The organism is Flexivirga endophytica, assembly GCF_014640635.1.
Taxonomy (GTDB): domain Bacteria; phylum Actinomycetota; class Actinomycetes; order Actinomycetales; family Dermatophilaceae; genus Flexivirga; species Flexivirga endophytica.
In genome coordinates, this window is record NZ_BMHI01000007.1 from 187,712 (window position 1) to 203,188 (window position 15,477).

General features: G+C 67.2%; 15 protein-coding genes. 10 read left to right on the plus strand and 5 right to left on the minus strand.

What is annotated here, in order from left to right:
• Positions 1 to 44 precede the first annotated feature (44 nt).
• On the plus strand, positions 45 to 626 hold the full coding sequence (locus IEX71_RS20705; protein WP_188838976.1) for a carboxymuconolactone decarboxylase family protein: 582 nt from the start codon (positions 45 to 47) through the stop codon (positions 624 to 626).
• The gene (locus IEX71_RS20710; protein ID WP_229749920.1) at positions 623 to 1,498 is read left to right on the plus strand and encodes an RNA polymerase sigma-70 factor; all 876 of its coding nucleotides are present in this window, start codon (positions 623 to 625) and stop codon (positions 1,496 to 1,498) included. Before IEX71_RS20705 ends, IEX71_RS20710 begins: the two co-directional genes overlap by 4 nt.
• A gap of 41 nt (positions 1,499 to 1,539) precedes the next feature.
• Here IEX71_RS20710 and IEX71_RS20715 read toward each other — a convergent pair whose 3' ends face one another.
• Complete coding sequence (locus IEX71_RS20715) at positions 1,540 to 2,058, minus strand: protein kinase family protein (protein ID WP_188838978.1); 519 nt, start codon at positions 2,056 to 2,058, stop codon at positions 1,540 to 1,542.
• A 508-nt stretch (positions 2,059 to 2,566) separates the two neighbouring features.
• Here IEX71_RS20715 and IEX71_RS20720 point away from each other — a divergent pair.
• The gene (locus IEX71_RS20720) at positions 2,567 to 2,959 is read left to right on the plus strand and encodes a hypothetical protein (protein WP_229749921.1); all 393 of its coding nucleotides are present in this window, start codon (positions 2,567 to 2,569) and stop codon (positions 2,957 to 2,959) included.
• 134 nt (positions 2,960 to 3,093) lie between these two features.
• A complete protein-coding gene (locus IEX71_RS20725) occupies positions 3,094 to 3,633 on the plus strand; it encodes a GNAT family N-acetyltransferase (protein WP_188838979.1) in 540 nt (179 codons plus the stop codon).
• A gap of 114 nt (positions 3,634 to 3,747) precedes the next feature.
• Here the strand turns inward: IEX71_RS20725 and IEX71_RS20730 are convergent, their stop codons facing one another.
• From IEX71_RS20730 to IEX71_RS20740, 3 genes are all read right to left on the minus strand, one after another.
• Complete coding sequence (locus IEX71_RS20730; RefSeq protein ID WP_188838980.1) at positions 3,748 to 4,086, minus strand: hypothetical protein; 339 nt, start codon at positions 4,084 to 4,086, stop codon at positions 3,748 to 3,750.
• A 108-nt stretch (positions 4,087 to 4,194) separates the two neighbouring features.
• The gene (locus IEX71_RS20735) at positions 4,195 to 5,577 is read right to left on the minus strand and encodes an HNH endonuclease signature motif containing protein (protein WP_188838981.1); all 1,383 of its coding nucleotides are present in this window, start codon (positions 5,575 to 5,577) and stop codon (positions 4,195 to 4,197) included.
• Positions 5,578 to 6,357: 780 nt separating this feature from the next.
• On the minus strand, positions 6,358 to 6,753 hold the full coding sequence (locus IEX71_RS20740; RefSeq protein ID WP_188838982.1) for a hypothetical protein: 396 nt from the start codon (positions 6,751 to 6,753) through the stop codon (positions 6,358 to 6,360).
• A gap of 114 nt (positions 6,754 to 6,867) precedes the next feature.
• Between IEX71_RS20740 and IEX71_RS20745 the strand changes: the two genes are divergently transcribed.
• Positions 6,868 to 7,293, plus strand: a complete 426-nt coding sequence (locus IEX71_RS20745; RefSeq protein ID WP_188838983.1) for a PPOX class F420-dependent oxidoreductase — start codon at positions 6,868 to 6,870, stop codon at positions 7,291 to 7,293.
• Here the strand turns inward: IEX71_RS20745 and IEX71_RS20750 are convergent.
• The gene (locus IEX71_RS20750) at positions 7,290 to 8,990 is read right to left on the minus strand and encodes an ABC-F family ATP-binding cassette domain-containing protein (RefSeq protein WP_188838984.1); all 1,701 of its coding nucleotides are present in this window, start codon (positions 8,988 to 8,990) and stop codon (positions 7,290 to 7,292) included. The genes IEX71_RS20745 and IEX71_RS20750 overlap by 4 nt on opposite strands.
• 355 nt (positions 8,991 to 9,345) lie before the next feature.
• On the opposite strand from IEX71_RS20750, the gene IEX71_RS20755 reads away from it, so the two are divergent.
• From IEX71_RS20755 to IEX71_RS20775, 5 genes are all read left to right on the plus strand, one after another.
• Positions 9,346 to 9,549, plus strand: a complete 204-nt coding sequence (locus tag IEX71_RS20755) for a hypothetical protein (protein WP_188838985.1) — start codon at positions 9,346 to 9,348, stop codon at positions 9,547 to 9,549.
• A 59-nt stretch (positions 9,550 to 9,608) separates the two neighbouring features.
• The gene (locus IEX71_RS20760; RefSeq protein ID WP_229749929.1) at positions 9,609 to 10,358 is read left to right on the plus strand and encodes a LamB/YcsF family protein; all 750 of its coding nucleotides are present in this window, start codon (positions 9,609 to 9,611) and stop codon (positions 10,356 to 10,358) included.
• The gene (locus IEX71_RS20765; RefSeq protein ID WP_188838987.1) at positions 10,355 to 11,008 is read left to right on the plus strand and encodes a 5-oxoprolinase subunit B family protein; all 654 of its coding nucleotides are present in this window, start codon (positions 10,355 to 10,357) and stop codon (positions 11,006 to 11,008) included. Before IEX71_RS20760 ends, IEX71_RS20765 begins: the two co-directional genes overlap by 4 nt.
• 74 nt (positions 11,009 to 11,082) lie before the next feature.
• Positions 11,083 to 11,952 carry a 5-oxoprolinase subunit C family protein gene (locus IEX71_RS20770; RefSeq protein WP_229749922.1) on the plus strand — a complete coding sequence of 290 codons (870 nt, stop codon included), beginning with the start codon at positions 11,083 to 11,085 and terminating at the stop codon, positions 11,950 to 11,952.
• A 90-nt stretch (positions 11,953 to 12,042) separates the two neighbouring features.
• Positions 12,043 to 15,471 (plus strand): phosphodiester glycosidase family protein, encoded by a 3,429-nt coding sequence (locus tag IEX71_RS20775; RefSeq protein WP_188838989.1) that lies wholly within the window; start codon positions 12,043 to 12,045, stop codon positions 15,469 to 15,471.
• Positions 15,472 to 15,477 lie beyond the last annotated feature (6 nt).

A 15,477-nucleotide genomic window follows, 5' to 3' on the forward strand; every position in this document is an offset into this window, starting at 1 on the left:
GGGCGGTGTCTGGTGGGCAACAGACCCGACGAAAGGCGGCTGACATGCCCACCACCAGTTCGTTCCGCATCCCCAAGGCACCCATCACCGGCCTGTACGGCGCCGCGATGCGCGCCTACGCCCGCCGCAAGTGGGGCGAGATCCCCGACAACGGCTACGTCTACTTCCACAACAAGCCGGTCATGCGTGCGGTGCTCGGCATCGAGCAGAAGGTGCAGCGCTGGAAGAAGCTGGACCCGAGCCTGCACAGCTACGCGACGATGGCGGCTGCCGGCGTCATCGGCTGCAGTTGGTGTCTCGACTTCGGCTACTTCACCGCGCACAACGACGGGCTCGACCTCGCCAAGGTCCGGCAGGTGCCGCGCTGGCGCGAGTCGGATGTCTTCTCGCCGCTGGAGCGGCAGGTCATGGAGTATGCCGAAGCGATGAGCGTCACCCCTCTGGAGGTGACCGACGAGATGGTCTCGGAGCTGATCGACGCGCTGGGGACACCGGCGATGGTCGAACTGACCCAACTGATCGCCCTGGAGAACATGCGGTCGCGCTTCAACTCGGCGGCCGGTCTTGCGTCACAAGGCTTTTCAGACGTGTGCGAGCTGCCACTCGCCATACGATCGACGCCGTGAGCGAATCCGCAGCGGCGACAGACAGCTTCGTCGCACACCGCAACCTGCTGTTCACCGTCGCCTACGAGATGCTGGGCTCGGCCGCGGACGCCGAGGACGTCCTTCAGGACACGTGGTTGCGCTGGAACGACGTCGACCCGCAAACGGTGCGCGAGCCGCGCGCCTACCTCGTGCGCATCACGACCCGCCTGTCGCTCAACAAGATCCGCTCCGTCGCACGCCGTCGCGAGTCGTATGTCGGGCCGTGGCTACCGGAGCCGCTGATCACCACACCGGACGTCGCCGACGACGTCGCACTGGCGGACAGCGTCTCGACGGCGATGCTGCTGGTGCTGGAGACGTTGTCCCCGGTCGAGCGCGCCGTCTTCGTGCTGCGCGAGGTCTTCCAGCTCTCGTATGGCGACATCGCGGAGTCGGTCGACAAGTCGTCCGCGACGGTGCGGCAGATCGCCAAACGTGCTCGGGATCACGTGGCCGAACGGCGACCGCGAGACACGATCGATGCGCCGCGTCGAAGGGAGGTCTCGGCGAGGTTCCTGGAAGCCGCGCAGACCGGCGATCTCCAAGGGCTGATGGACGTGCTCTCCCCGGATGTCGTGTTGTTGACCGACGGCGGCGGCCTGCGCAAGGCGGCCCTGCGACCGATCGTCGGCGTCGAGAAGGTGCTGCGCTTCCTGGCGAGCGTCTATCCGGAGGACGGCGGTGTCGAGCAGGTGTTGGTCAACGGCACACCTGGCCTGCGCTTCATCATCGGTGGCGAGACCGACGTCATCGCATCCGCGCGCGTCGACGACGGACTGGTGACCGGGCTCTACCTGGTGCGCAACCCGGAGAAGCTGCGGCGTCTCCAGGAAGTCGAGCTGACGCGCTGACCCCCGATACGCGGCAGGTCCAGGTCGCCGGAGCCGGCCGGTTACAGCAGGCCCGCCCGTTCGATCGCCAACGCGATCGCGGCCGTCGGGTACTCGGCGGTCAACTCACCGTCGTGCAGCTTCCAGTAGAAGTCGTTGATGATCGTCGCGACGGTGGCGTAACGCACCACGGTGTCAGCGATCGTGCCGATAAGACCCCGGGCCAGGCCGCTGTGAACGCAGCGCCGCAGGTAGTCGTTGCGTTGATCGGCTCTTGCGAAGCCGAAGTGGGTGCTGACAATGGTGTTGACCAGGGCTGTCGCGCAGTAGGCAAGGTCCTGATCGGAAGTGCGCATGACAAAATCTCGTTCTTTGCTGTCCAGCTGGAATTGACCCGAGATCGCGAGGCCGAAGTCGGAGAGATAGATCCGGTGGCCGTCGGTCAGGACGTTGTCGAAGTGTGCGTCGAAGTGCGACATACCGTGCGAACGCAGGTCTACGACGGCTCGGAGCAGCTGCTCATCGACCAGCTGCACTGCGGCCTCGGCCTGCGCGCGGCCGGCGTTGAGTTGGTTGGTCAACCAGGAATGGTTATATAGGTGAGTTTCGACAGCGTTTGCCGACGAGTTTCGGCAGCACCTGGACATGCTGCCGATTGGATGTCGATGAGCGTCTTCCGCGCTGACCAGAGTCCCCAATGCTCAGGTGGCAGAGTGACCGGCGCGGCGGTTCCGAGATGTGCGCCTCGCGTGCCGTAGCCGGCCCGCGTCCCGGGATGTCCACGCGGACGGGGTCTACGGGACGGGCATCGCCATGCCGGCGCGGAATCACGTCCTGACGTGGGGTTCGCCGTTTGTGGAAGCTCATATGGGACGGGCCAAACCGGGCGTGCGACAAAGTCTCCAAGTACCTCGTCCTCGGACTGATAACCACACATCCCGCTGAAGTTCCGGATGTCGATGCGGCTGCGGCGAACGAGTTGCACAAGGTGATCGAGCGGGACCGGAATGAGGCTTCGACGTACAGCGAGCGGGAGCAACCGACCGAATCTGTCGGCACGTCTCCGAGTGAGAGTGAGATGATCCGGTGGTGGCCGTCGAGCGAACTGAACTCATGACCATCGCTGATGAGTGCGTGCAACTCGTAGCCAAGCAGTTTGTCACGACGCTCGACTGGCAGCTGGCGAGCTTGGAGCAGCTCGATGCTATCGCCGATCGGCTACTCGAGAGCGGACCGTTATCGGCCGAACGACTGGATCTGTGGTGGAAATTGATCGGTGCGTATCTTGGCGAAGTGATCATCCGTGCTCTCGATGGCACCTGGATCGAGCACGAGCAAGCCGAGGGCGCGTACGCGGTTGCCGTCCTGGGCATAACCGGCTTCCCATTTGCGATCACGGCCCGTGTGCTGCAGGGCGAGCCCTACAAGAGCTTCGCCTCGTTTGGGCGCTCACTCCCTGCCATCGCCAACCGGAAGAGGTAGGCCCTCCGGCCAAAGCTAGACAGGCGTCGCCCTTTGCGGATGGTCTATCGGACGGTGCTCGCCTCAGCTCCGCGGTAGACCGGGACGAAGTGTATTGGCGTGAAAACGCGTCGGGTCTCTGTAACAGTTCGAGGATGACTGACAAGGCGTTTGCCGCAGGTGAGCCGGGCTACCGGATCCGACCCTTCGAGCAAGCCGACGTCACACGCCTATTCGAGAGCTTCGCCCAGCACGGGTGGCACAAATCGGTCGAGACGTTCCGTGGTTACCTCGACGATCAGCGGCACGGTGCTCGAGCTTGCTATATCGCTGATGTAGGGGGTGCGGTTGCCGGCTACTGCACCCTGCTGTGGAAGTCGACGTATCAGCCGTTCAATGCGGCGGGTATACCTGAGATCGCCGACCTGAACGTGCTCCCGCCCTACCGTCAACGCGGCGTCGGTACCGCGCTACTGGACGCTGTGGAGAGCGCCGCCGGTGCCCGTAGCGCGGTTGTCGGGCTGGGTGTGGGTTTGTATGCCGACTACGGCGCCGCCCAGCGACTGTATGTGCGCCGCGGCTATTTGCCAGACGGTTGCGGCGTCATGTACGAGTACCGCACCGTCGAGCCCTGTCGGTCCATCCCGATCGACGATAACGCCACACTCATGATGACGCGTGCCTTGAAGAACTAACCGCCCGACAGTGGCGAGCCTCAACCATCAGCACCGCTGAACTGCACCAACCGTTGTACCTCGTCAGCGCGTGTCGATAGCCGATTGGTTATCGAGACATCCTCGGCGAGAGTCTTAGAGCTCAGCCTCGGATGGGCTTGCCCACCAGCCGCTGGTTATGGCGGTGAGCCAATCGTCGTCGGTTGGGTCGACGAGTCCGAGGTATACGCCATCGTTGTCGTGGTCGTAGCCGACGACCATGCTGATCGGCTCATGCTCCAATCCGAGGAACCGCGAAATGCAGTGATTCAGGCCGGGCCCGACGAACTGGTCGATCACGCCCGGGTGATGCGGCATCAACACGTGATTGCGTGCGCGGAGGTCTTGCGACAGGACGTCGCTGTCGTCGGGTTCGGTGTCAGAAGAGAGCACACGCTTGCCGACAACAGCCTTGTCCGTGTGCAGCAACTTCATTGCGTCAGTCTCGCATCACAGAGTTGCCGGTTGTCGATCGTGCAGCGGGGCAAGGAGATCGACGACGCGGATGGATTCGTCTACATCGGAATCGTTCTCTTGAGAAGCTCAGGCGGTCGCGGTTTGGTGGCCGGGCATCCGCCCGGGTGTCAGATCCCAAACCACACGGTCGGGTCTTACGTCGGCGGTGTAGCCCTGTCGGTGCACGGTCTGGTGGTGTCGGCCGCACAGCATCGCCGAATCCGTCAGGGAGGTTTCGCCGCCGGCCCACCACGGTGTGACGTGGTGGATCTCGCAGAACCCTGGTGGCCGATCACAATCGGGGAAGCTGCATCCGCCATCCCGCAGGATGACTGCGGCCCGGATCGCTTTGGTAGCCAACCGTTCTCGCCGCCCCACGTCCAACGGTTGACTGGGGCCGCCGAGCACGACCGGGATCAGGTCCGCAGTGCACGCCAACCGGCGGGCAGCACCCGCGTCGAGCACGTCACCGGTGCCGGTGGTGCCGCCATGGCCCTTGAGTAGCTCCTGCAGCCCCATCGTCAGAAGCACGGTCGCCGCACTTGCTTGCACGCCGTCGCCGGCTGCTGCCCGGGCGCCGGCACCGACCAGGTCCATCAACGCATCCACGCGGCGTTTGCCCGGGGAGCGTTCATCACGCACCGACTCACCCGAGTTAGTGGCCGTACCCGAACGCTCGGCAGTGTCGGTGGTGTCGTCGTCGAGGTTGAGCCCGAATGCGGCACCCGACCCGTGGCTCCGACTGGCCGGAGCGGTCTCGTCCGCTCCGGCCGCCTTGTCGGTTTTGTCTGTCGGGTCAGTGGGTTTCGCGGGTCGTGGTGCGGATTTGGCGGTGATCGCTTCTTTGAGGATCGCGGCGTTCGCCGGGGACAACTCCGCGACCAGCCGGGTCATCCCTGTCGCAGTGGTGGACCAGGACAAGGATTCGGTGCCTTCCAACGTCTCGTCATCCTTGGACAACTCGTCCGGGGCGAACCGATCAATGATCGCCCGGGTCAACCTCGTCAGCCCGTCACACCCCAGCGAGGGGTCGATTTGTAGGAACCAGCCCATCACGTCATCGCGTTCGGCGGTCGGGATGACCGGACCGACCTTGTCCGCTTGGAGCAGCGCGGTCCGTGCGGACTCCACCGAGCACGATCCCTTGAGTAGGGCTTGGGTGATGACGGTGTTCTTCCGGTGCTGACACGCATCGGCCACTGACGCCATCACCCGGATCGTCTTGGGCTCCAGTCGCGTCTCGCCACTCAGCCGCCCGGAGATCCACTGCCCGGTGGTGGCCGCATCCGACCTCGTGACCGCGCCCCGGTCGACGGCGTCCGCGGCCACGATCGTGCCCACTTGCGACGACCGGCCCTGCAACCGCAACAACACGGTCATCAGCTCTGCTTCTTGGTCGTCGCCGAGCTGATGCACCGCGCCCGGAACCTCGTCCAACAGCTGCGCCGCAGCCTGCAGGATCCCAAGCACTTCCGGTCCCCGACCCGGCTCCGCAACAGGGGCACCATCCACTACCGAATGACTGATGCTCATGGCGTTAATCCCCTTCCCCTGTAAGCGTTTTCGCTTACGTACAGGATACCTGGAACCTACGTCAATGGCTAGCATTTCATCGAACACATTTCGGTAGATCCGTATATCCAGCGCCATCAATCCTGGTCACGACCGGAGGGTGGGCGACACCCGGGAACTACCGCGGACACACGTGCCGCCGGAGGCGGGTCCGCGTGTCATCGTTTCGCCACGAGGCGACCGATTGAGCTCGCCATCCGCTACTGGGACGGCGATCTCCAGCGCTTGCCACGGTGGTTGTGCGGCAGGTGTTGCGCGTGCGAATTCACAACTGGACGATGTCACGGCGCCTTGACCACAACGGATCTCACGCAAGCCCTTCTATGGTGCGAGAGTGGCCGACGGCCTCACGCTGAAGTCCACACTGCGAGTTCGTTGCCGGCCGGATCCGTGAAATGGAACCGGCGTCCGCCGGGGAAGTCGTATGGCTCCTCCGTGATCCGCCCCCTGTGCGGGTTGAGACGTGCGGGTTGAGACCGCCGATCTCCCCGGCCCATTCCGCTGCTCGGATGCCGGCGCGGTGGGAGCCGTAGTCGTTGATGGTCCAGCCGAACACGTCCGATAAGAAGGCCGTGGACACTTCCAGATCCTCGGCGGCGAGCTCGACATACGCGACGGTCTGATGCTTGGCGTCATAGCTCGCGGTATTGGCGACCTCCGCCAGCCACCGCCATTCGGCTATTTGACCTGGCACCGAACCAACCACGGGGATCCCGCTCCGACCGCGCGAGCCGATGCCGCGACCTTCGTCTCGGCGCACTGGGCATCCCCGCTTCGGGCAGTTGCCGTGTAGTCGCCCGGCTCCACCCGAAACGTTGCGGCTTGGCCCTCAGCCACCTGCCGGGACAGATCGATCCCCGATCCCCTCAGGTACACGATGCCCGGCACGAGCCGTCCGGTGTAGCCGGGGGCCGGGCCTCCGACATACACGATGCCGATCGTCACGCTGAGTGGCTGCTGACTGCTGGTGGGACTTGCCGGTTGTTGACTGGGGACCGGGCTGCCGCCCGAAGAGCTGCAGGCGCCGAGCACCATCGCGATGAGCGCTGTCGCGCAGAGCCACCCTTGACGCATGACCCCACTTTCCCACCTGTCGACCCAGTGCAGAAGGCGATGACGCCACACGAAACGCGGCCCGTCGAAGAGCGTCCTTGCCTTGAAGTCGACTTGAACTCATAGCGTCGGAGTATGACGACCACCAACACGCGACCAAGCGAGACCTTCACCGCCGAAGAGCTGAGCTACCTGCGTTCCCAACGCCTGGGCCGGCTTGCGACACAGCAACCGAACGGCACCTTGCAAGTGAGCCCGGTCGGCTTCACCGTCGATGCCGCATCCGGGGCGATCGACATACACGGGTTCCGGATGTCGGCGAGCCGCAAGTTCCGCAACGTCGAGGACAACGGCAAGGTGGCCTTCGTCGTCGACGACCTGCCATCGACGGATCCGTGGCGCGTGCGGTGCCTCGAGATACGCGGCACCGCCGAGGCGCTCGTCCCCGACGGCGAGGACAGTGCACTGATCCGCATCCACCCGCGGCGCATCATCAGCTTCGGCATCGACGAGGACCGGCCGCCGCACGAGTTGCGGCCGTCGCTGCGCAACGTCGGCTAGCGCGCTCGGTCAACGCGATCCTCGTCCCACACGGGCTCGGGCGCCTCACGCACCTTGCCGTCGGATCCGAAGACCAGGAAACGGTCGAATCCCCTTGCGAACCAACGGTCGTGGGTGACTGCCACGACCGTGCCGTCGAACGCGTCCAAGCCCGCTTCGAGCGCCTCGGCCGAGTGCAGATCGAGGTTGTCCGTCGGCTCGTCCAGCAGCAGCAGCGTCGCACCGGACAACTCCAGCAGCAGGATCTGGAAGCGCGCCTGCTGCCCACCGGACAGTGAGGCGAAAGCCTGCTCCGCCGCTCGCGCCAACTCGTAACGGTCGAGCGCACGAGAGGCCTGCTCGCGCGGCATGCCGTTGCGGTGCTCGTCGCCGCGATGCAGGATCTCCAGCAACGTCCGCTTCTCCCACGCGTGTGTGCTGCCCGCCTGCGCCGACTGCGCGAACCAGCCCGGGCGCACGCGGGACCCGAGTCGCGCGATTCCGCTGTGCTGCACCGGTTTCGGCGGGTTGTCGCCGATCGGCCGGTGCTCGACATCCGGGTCCGAGCCACCGGCCGCGAGCAACCGGAGGAAGTGCGACTTGCCCGACCCGTTGGACCCCAGCACGGCGACGCGTTCGCCATACCAGACCTCGAGGTCGAGCGGTTTCATCAACCCGGTGAGTTCGAGCCCCTCACAGACGACCGCGCGCTTGGCCGTCCGCCCACCGGACAGCCGCATGTTGACGTTCTGCTCGAAGGGCACCACTTCCGGCGGTCCGGCCTCCTCGAACTTCGCCAGCCGCGTCTGAGCGGCGCGATAACGCGGCGCCATACCGTCGTTGTATGTCGCCTTGATCTTGAGCCGCTGCACGAGTTGCTTGAGTTTGAGGTGTTCCTCGTCCCACCGGCGGCGCAGCTCCTCCAGCTTGCTGATCCGATCGATCCGCGCCTGGTGGTACGTCGTGAAGCTCCCCGGATGCACCCAGGCATTGGCGCCGGCGGCAGCGGGCTCGAGCGTCGCGATCCGGGTCGCGACGTTCGCGAGCATCTCGCGGTCGTGGCTGATGAACAACACGGTCTTCGGAGAGGCCGTGAGTTGCGCTTCCAGCCAGCGCTTGGTGGGCACGTCCAAGGAGTTGTCCGGCTCGTCGAGCAGTAGCACCTCTTCATTGCCGCGCAACAACGACTCCAACACGATCCGCTTCTGCTCACCGCCGGAAAGCGTTGACACATCGCGGAACTGCGCGCGATCGAAAGGTATGCCGATGGCGGACACCGTGCAGACGTCGCAGGCTGTCTCCCAGTCGTAGCCACCGACCTCGGCCCAGTCCGCGAGCGCCTGCGCGTAGGCCAGCTGCGCCGGCTCGTCGTCGCGCTCCATGATCCCCAGCTCGGAGACGTCAACTGCCTTGGCAATCTTGCGGATCCGCTCCGGCGCGACCGTCAGTAACAGGTCGCGGACGCTGAACCCCTCACCATCGGGTCGGGAGCGACCGATGAACTGGGGCATCACCGCCAGTCCGCCGGAGCGGGTGATCGCACCCTCGTGCGCGTCGAGTTCGCCGGCGATGATCCGCAGCAGGGTCGTCTTGCCGGTGCCGTTGGGGCCGACCAGCCCCACCTTGGCGCCCTCACCCACGCGCAGGCTGACGCCGCCGAGCAGCGGACGGCCGTCGGGCAGGAAGTAGTGCACGCCGTTGACATCGATATGACCCACGACCGTCAAGCATCACGTATGCACCCCACCCGCGTCATCCGGGTTTCGATACGCGGCTCGTCCCTCACCGCTACTCAACCCGCGAGCGCGGTTTCGATACGCGGCTCGTCCCTCACCGCTACTCAACCCGCGAGCGCGGTTTCGATACGCGGCTCGTCCCTCCCGCTACTCAACCCGCGAGCGCGGTTTCGATACGCGACTCGTACCTCGGCACTGTTCGATAGACGGGTTTCGAGCCGTGGCTCGTCCCGCTGGGCGACCAGCGCGGTCTCGATCCGGTCACGGGACAACCGCGCCGACGAGTCCGGTGCTCTACTGATCGTCAGGGTTCAACGGATCCATCAGGGAGGACACCATGTTCTGGATCATCTGCCTGCTCGTGTTCCTGGCGATGTGCACCGCACTGACGCTGATCGTTCGCAGCCGCGGCGGCGGCGATGGCAGCGGCACCGGCGTGGACAACAACAACGCATTGCAGCGGGGCTCGGCCGAGGCATACATCCGGCGGCAAGACGGACCGGGCGCTGGACCCGGCGGATACGGCGGCCCGAGCAGCTGAACTCTGCACCGCGGCGCGGCCTCGGGTGGTCTCACCGGCCCTAGGCTGGCCCCGTGCGCATCGACCTGAACGCCGACCTCGGTGAGTCCTTCGGCCGCTGGCGCCTCGGTGACGACGAGGCGCTGTTGCGGCTGGTCACCTCCGCCAACGTCGCGTGTGGCTTCCACGCCGGCGACCCGACGACGCTGGTCCGCACGTGTGCCGCCGCAGCCGAGCGTGGTGTGCGGATCGGAGCCCAGGTCGCTTACCGGGACCTGGCCGGCTTCGGCCGCCGCTTCATCGACGTATCAGCCGATGACCTGTATGCCGACGTGCTTTATCAGATCGGCGCGCTGGACGGCATCGCTCGCAGTGTCGGCAGCCGCGTCACCTACGTGAAGCCGCACGGTGCGCTCTACAACACCGTCGTCCACCACGAGGAGCAGGCCGCCGCCGTCGTCCGCGCCGTCGCCGCAGCGGGCGCGTTGCCCGTCCTCGGCCTGCCTGGGTCGGCGATCCTGACGGCAGCCACTGCGCTCGGGATCCCCACTGTCCGTGAGGCTTTCGTCGATCGCGCGTACACGCCGGAGGGCACCCTGGTGCCGCGGACGACCGCCGGCGCCGTCCTGACCGATCCCGCCGCGATCGCGCAACGGGCGGTCCGCATGGTCACCGAGCGGAATGTCGAGGCGATCGACGGTTCGGTGGTCGCGACGGAAGCGGAGTCGGTCTGCGTGCACGGGGACTCACCGGACGCCGTGGCGATGGCGGCCGCGGTCCGGGACGCACTGGCCGGCGCCGCTGTCGAGCTGGCGCCCTTCGTGTCGTGACCGGCGACCAGCCCCTCACACTCCGGCCGTATGGCGCCAGGGCGCTCCTCGCCGAGGTGCCGGACGCCCCCACCCGACGGGCCCTGACCGCATGGTTGGAGTCGACCGAACACTCCGGTGTCGACATCGTGCCCGCCGAGTCCACGGTGCTGCTCGATGTCTCCGACATGTCCGTCGACGAGTCCACGGCGCAGCAGGCGTTGCGGCGCCTCAGCGCGCAACTGCGCGACCTCGATCTGACCACGCTTCCTCCGGCGACGGCGAGCTCCGGCAGCTTGCACACCATCGACGTCCGGTATGACGGCCCCGACCTCACGACCGTGGCGGAGCAGCTCGCGATGTCCACGGATGCGCTGATCCGGTGGCACGCCAGCACTCCGTGGACCGTCGAATTCCTCGGATTCATGCCGGGATTCGGCTACCTCACCCGCGCCGACCACAATCGGGAGGTCGACCGCCGCCACTCCCCCAGATCAGCGATACCGACGGGCTCGGTCGGTTTCGCGGGTTCCTACTGCGGCGTCTACCCACGGTCCTCACCCGGCGGCTGGCAGCTGGTCGGGCACACCGAGCACGTCATGTTCGACGTCCACGGCACGGGCGCGACCGCTGCACCGAACGACCGGATCACCTTTCAGGCTGTCCGATGACCTTCACCCCGATGAGTCCCACCCCACGAAGTTCTCCGCTCGTTCCTCGCTCCGATACTTCGCGGGGACCCCGGGTGAGGCACCTGGAGATCGTGCGGACCGGACCGCAGTGCCTCGTCCAGGACCTCGGACGTCCCGGTCTCGCCGGGCAGGGGGTCACTCTGTCCGGGGCCGTCGACCGACGGTCGCTCATCCAGGGAAATCGGCTGCTGGGCAACGCACCCCACGCACCCGGACTTGAAGTCCTGCTCGGCGGACTCGAGCTGCAACCGGACGCCCCGGTGCTCGTGGCAGTCACCGGGGCGTGGTGCCCGGTCACGGTCGACGACACGCCGGCGGCCTTCGGCACACCGGTGTTGGTGCCTTCCGGCGCCGTACTGCGCCTCGGCACGGCGCACCGCGGGCTGCGCACCTATCTCACCGTCCGCGGTGGACTGGAACCACTCGGCGCATTCGCAGGCTCCTGGAGCACCGACACCTCCAGCGGCATCGGGCCGGCGCAGGTCCTTGCCACGGACCGCATCCCCCTCGGCAACCAGATGCTCGACCCACCCGAGGTCGGCGCCGTGCCACCTGCGACGGCACCGGCGGAGCTCACCCTCCGGATGACTCTCGGCCCACGACCCGCCGACCTCAGCAGCGCTGACCGCAGCACGCTGGATCGAGCCTCCGGGACCATCGCCAGCAATAGCGACCGGATCGGCATACGACTCAACGGTTTTGAGCTGACCGGCAAACCCGCCGGGCGACCGAGCGAGGCGATGCCACTCGGCGCCGTACAGGCTCCGCCCAGTGGCGAGCTCATCGTCTTCCTGGCCGACCATCCGACCACCGGCGGATACCCCGTGATCGGAGTGGTGGATGCCAGGGACCTCGACGACCTGGCGCAGTGCCCGCCCGGCACACCGGTGCGTTTCGCGGTCCGGCCACCGCCCGCCCACTGACGACAGAACAGTAGAAGTAAATAATGAACGCGGAATGACGGCTGGACTGAAACTCTTGCCACGCGACCGGTTTGCCGCCAAGGTGTTCTGGTGCCATCACCTCGTCGTGTTCAGCCCCTGTCCACCCCCGTCCGTCACAGTGAGGCTTTCCTCAGGATCAACCTCCGCCTGGTTGCGATCGTCACCGCCGCACTCGTCGCGTGCGCGCTGGTGGCACCCGGCGGCCGCGCCGCCGCGGCGGCGGATCACCCGCCGGTCGCCCATTCCCAGCAACTCGCCGGGTTGGACGGCGCCGATTCGGTCTACCTGCGGCAGCGCACCACGGCCGTCGCACCCGGATTGGATCTGACATCGTTCCAGCGCATGCAACCCGGCGGTTGGGTCACCGGCCGGGTGATGACCGCAGACCTCGCGACGCCGTCGCTCTCCCTCGGCCTGTCCGACGGCGGAGCCGTCTCGGGGGCCAACGCACCGGTCAGCGAGTTCGCGAAGCAACCGCACGTCGTCGCCGCGGTCAACGGCGACTACTACGACATGAACGCCTCGGACGCACCCGTCGGCACCGATGTGAGCGACGGGACGGTGCACAACGCCGGCGCCACGCCCCGACAGGCGTTCACCCTGACCGACGGCAAGGCAGCGATCCAGCAGCTGATGTCCGCCGCGACCGTCACCGCCGGTGAAGGCACGACAAAGATCGCGGCGGTGAATTCGCCGACGTTCGCAGCAGATTCAGTCGGTCTCTTCACTTCTCTGTGGGGCACGTACCCGATCGGCCGGCTCATCGGCAAGAGCGAGGAGGTCCGCGTCCTCACCGTCGAGAAGAACGTCGTCACCGCCGTCAGCGACGACCGGTCGGCGTTGGACGAGCCTGCCGACATACCGTCCGGCAGCTCAGTGCTCGTCGCGCGGGGCAGTGCGACCGAACAGCTCGCGTCGCTCGAGGTCGGCACGCACGTCGACCTCACCGTCACGGCGAACGCCTCGGTCGACCTGGCGGTCGGCGGCAGCCAACGGCTGCTCGCCGACGGCAAGCGCACGACCGACGACGAGGTGACCGCGGCACGCACCGCTATCGGTATCAGCAAGGACGGCAGCCGGCTGTGGGTCGTCAGTCTCGACGGCCGCCAGGGCGACAGCCACGGCATGTCGATCCAGGAGCTGGCCGCCTTCATGGACGACCTCGGCGCCTGGAACGCCATCAACCTCGACGGCGGCGGATCGACGGACATGGTCGCGCGACCCGCCGGCACGAGCGACCTCACCGTCGTCGGTCGCCCGTCCGACGGCGCCGAGCGACGCGTCTCCAACGCGCTGGTCTTCCGCTCGACAGCCACGGGCCCGTCCACGGACGTGTCCGTCCGCCCCGACCTGCAGCCGGCGGCCGGCCTGACCGCCGACGGCGCCAACGACACCCTGATCGGCCTGAGCCGCACCCTGCACGGCACCCGACTCGCGGCCGACCTCGGGCCGACCCCCGGCGGCGGTCACTTCACCGCGGCGCCTGGTCGAGTGCTCGAGCGGGTGTCCACCGGCTCCGGACAAGCGGTGGTGCGCGGCCGCGCGACCGGCTCCGCCAAGGTCACCCTCCGCGCCGGCCCCGCCGCAGCCACCGCGCCGATCACCGTGCACGGCAAGGTCGCCCGGGTGACGCCGTCCAGCACGGTGCTGTCGATCCCGTCCGGGGACGACACCGGCATGCTCCGTCTGAGCGCGACGGATGCCGACGGCTTCAGCGTCCCCGTCGAGACGCGCGACGTCCGGGTCCGCGCCGGCGACGGCGTCACGGTCGCCACCGACGGGGTCTCCGGCTTCACCGTCACGCCGAAGGCCGACAAGCTCTCCACGTCGATCATCTTCACCGTCGCCGATCACGAGGTCACCGTCCCGGTCACCGTGGGGTATGACGAGAAGACCCTCGCCGACTTCTCCGATGCCGCGTCCTGGACCTTCGAAGCCGCGCGGGCGACCGGATCGGTCAGCCCGGTCCCGGGTCCGAACGGCAACAAGGGTCTCGCGCTCGACCTCGACTTCAGCACCAGCACCGCCACCCGTGGTGCGTATGCGGTGCCGCCCGCACCCATTGCCGTTCCAGGTCAGCCGCAGGCCCTCACCCTCTGGATCAAGGGCACCGGCAAGGGCGAATGGCCGCGGCTGCAGGTCATCAAGGGCGACGGCACCACCACCAACCTCGACCCCGAGCAGGGCGCGAGCAATCCGATCGTCACCTGGAACGGCTGGCAGCAGGTGCGCTTCCCGGTGCCGGCGGGGACGCCATACCCGCTCACCCTGGCCAAGATCCGCTTCATGGAGACGCGGTCCGACGCGGGCTACACCGACCAGCTGGCGGTAGCCGGTCTGGCCGCGCAGGTGCCGCCGGCAGTGTCGGTGCCGGAGAGCCCGTGGCCGACCGACCCCGCGGTCGTCGCGGGTGGTCGCACCGACGACAGCCCGCAGCGGATCGCGGTCATGAGCGACACCCAATTCGTCGCACGCGACCCCGACTCGGCGATCGTCAAGGCGGGCCGGCGTGCGCTGCGCGAGATCATCGCCGCGAAACCGGACCTGCTGGTCATCGACGGTGACCTGGTCGACGAGGCCTCTCCGGCCGACATCGCCTTCGCGAAGAAGATCCTCGACGAGGAGATCGGCACGCAGGTCCCCTACATCTATGTGCCCGGCAACCACGAGGTGATGGGTGGCCCGATCAGCAACTTCGAGAAGGTCTTCGGCGCCACCTCGACGCACCGCGACCTGGGTCGCACGAAGATCATCACACTCGACTCGTCCTCCGGCACGCTGCATCCCGGCGGCTCGACGGAACAGCTGCGGATGCTGCAGCAGCAGCTCGCCGACGCGGCGCGCAATCCACGGATCACCGGAGTCCTGGTCTTCAATCACCACCCGGTCGACGACCCGCAACCCGACAAGGCGTCGCAGCTCGGTGACCGCTACGAGGCCGCCGCACTGCGTAGGACCCTGGCGCGCTTCACCGCGACCAGCGGCAAGTCGATCGCCCAGGTCAACGGCCACGTCGGGATCTTCTACACCGACGCCGCGGACGGCGTCACACGCGTGATCAACGGCAACTCCGGCAAGACGCCCAGCGGCTCGGCGGACCGTGGCGGATTCACAGGGTGGACGATGCTCGGCATCGACCCGGCCGCCGGTCAGGTCGGCACGGTGCCGCGGACCGGAGCACGCCTGCAGTGGCTGCGCGACGAGACGCACGCACGCGTCGACTCGTTGCGACTCACGGCCCCGAAGCAGCTCGCGGTCGGCGCGAGCGCGAAGGTCACCGCAACCATCGACCAGGACGACACCCGGGAGGTCCCGGTCGCTTGGCCGGTCAGCGCCGCCTGGGCCGGTCACGGCGTGCGGGTCGGCACCTCGCACGGTCCGGCGGTAGTCACCTTCGATCCTGCGACCGGAAAGCTGACCGCCCTGCGGAAGGGCAGCGCCACGCTCTCCGTCACCGTCAATGGCGTGACGAAGGAGGCGGCCATCCGGGTCGGCTGACGGCAT

What these genes read in the sequence shown, in the direction of transcription:
- IEX71_RS20740 (WP_188838982.1), bottom strand. Translation starts at nt 6,753, where the DNA reads ATGCGTCAAGGGTGGCTCTGCGCGACAGCGCTCATCGCGATGGTGCTC.
- IEX71_RS20725 (WP_188838979.1), top strand. Translation starts at nt 3,094, where the DNA reads ATGACTGACAAGGCGTTTGCCGCAGGTGAGCCGGGCTACCGGATCCGA.
- IEX71_RS20745 (WP_188838983.1), top strand. Translation starts at nt 6,868, where the DNA reads ATGACGACCACCAACACGCGACCAAGCGAGACCTTCACCGCCGAAGAG.
- IEX71_RS20705 (WP_188838976.1), top strand. Translation starts at nt 45, where the DNA reads ATGCCCACCACCAGTTCGTTCCGCATCCCCAAGGCACCCATCACCGGC.
- IEX71_RS20755 (WP_188838985.1), top strand. Translation starts at nt 9,346, where the DNA reads ATGTTCTGGATCATCTGCCTGCTCGTGTTCCTGGCGATGTGCACCGCA.
- IEX71_RS20730 (WP_188838980.1), bottom strand. Translation starts at nt 4,086, where the DNA reads ATGAAGTTGCTGCACACGGACAAGGCTGTTGTCGGCAAGCGTGTGCTC.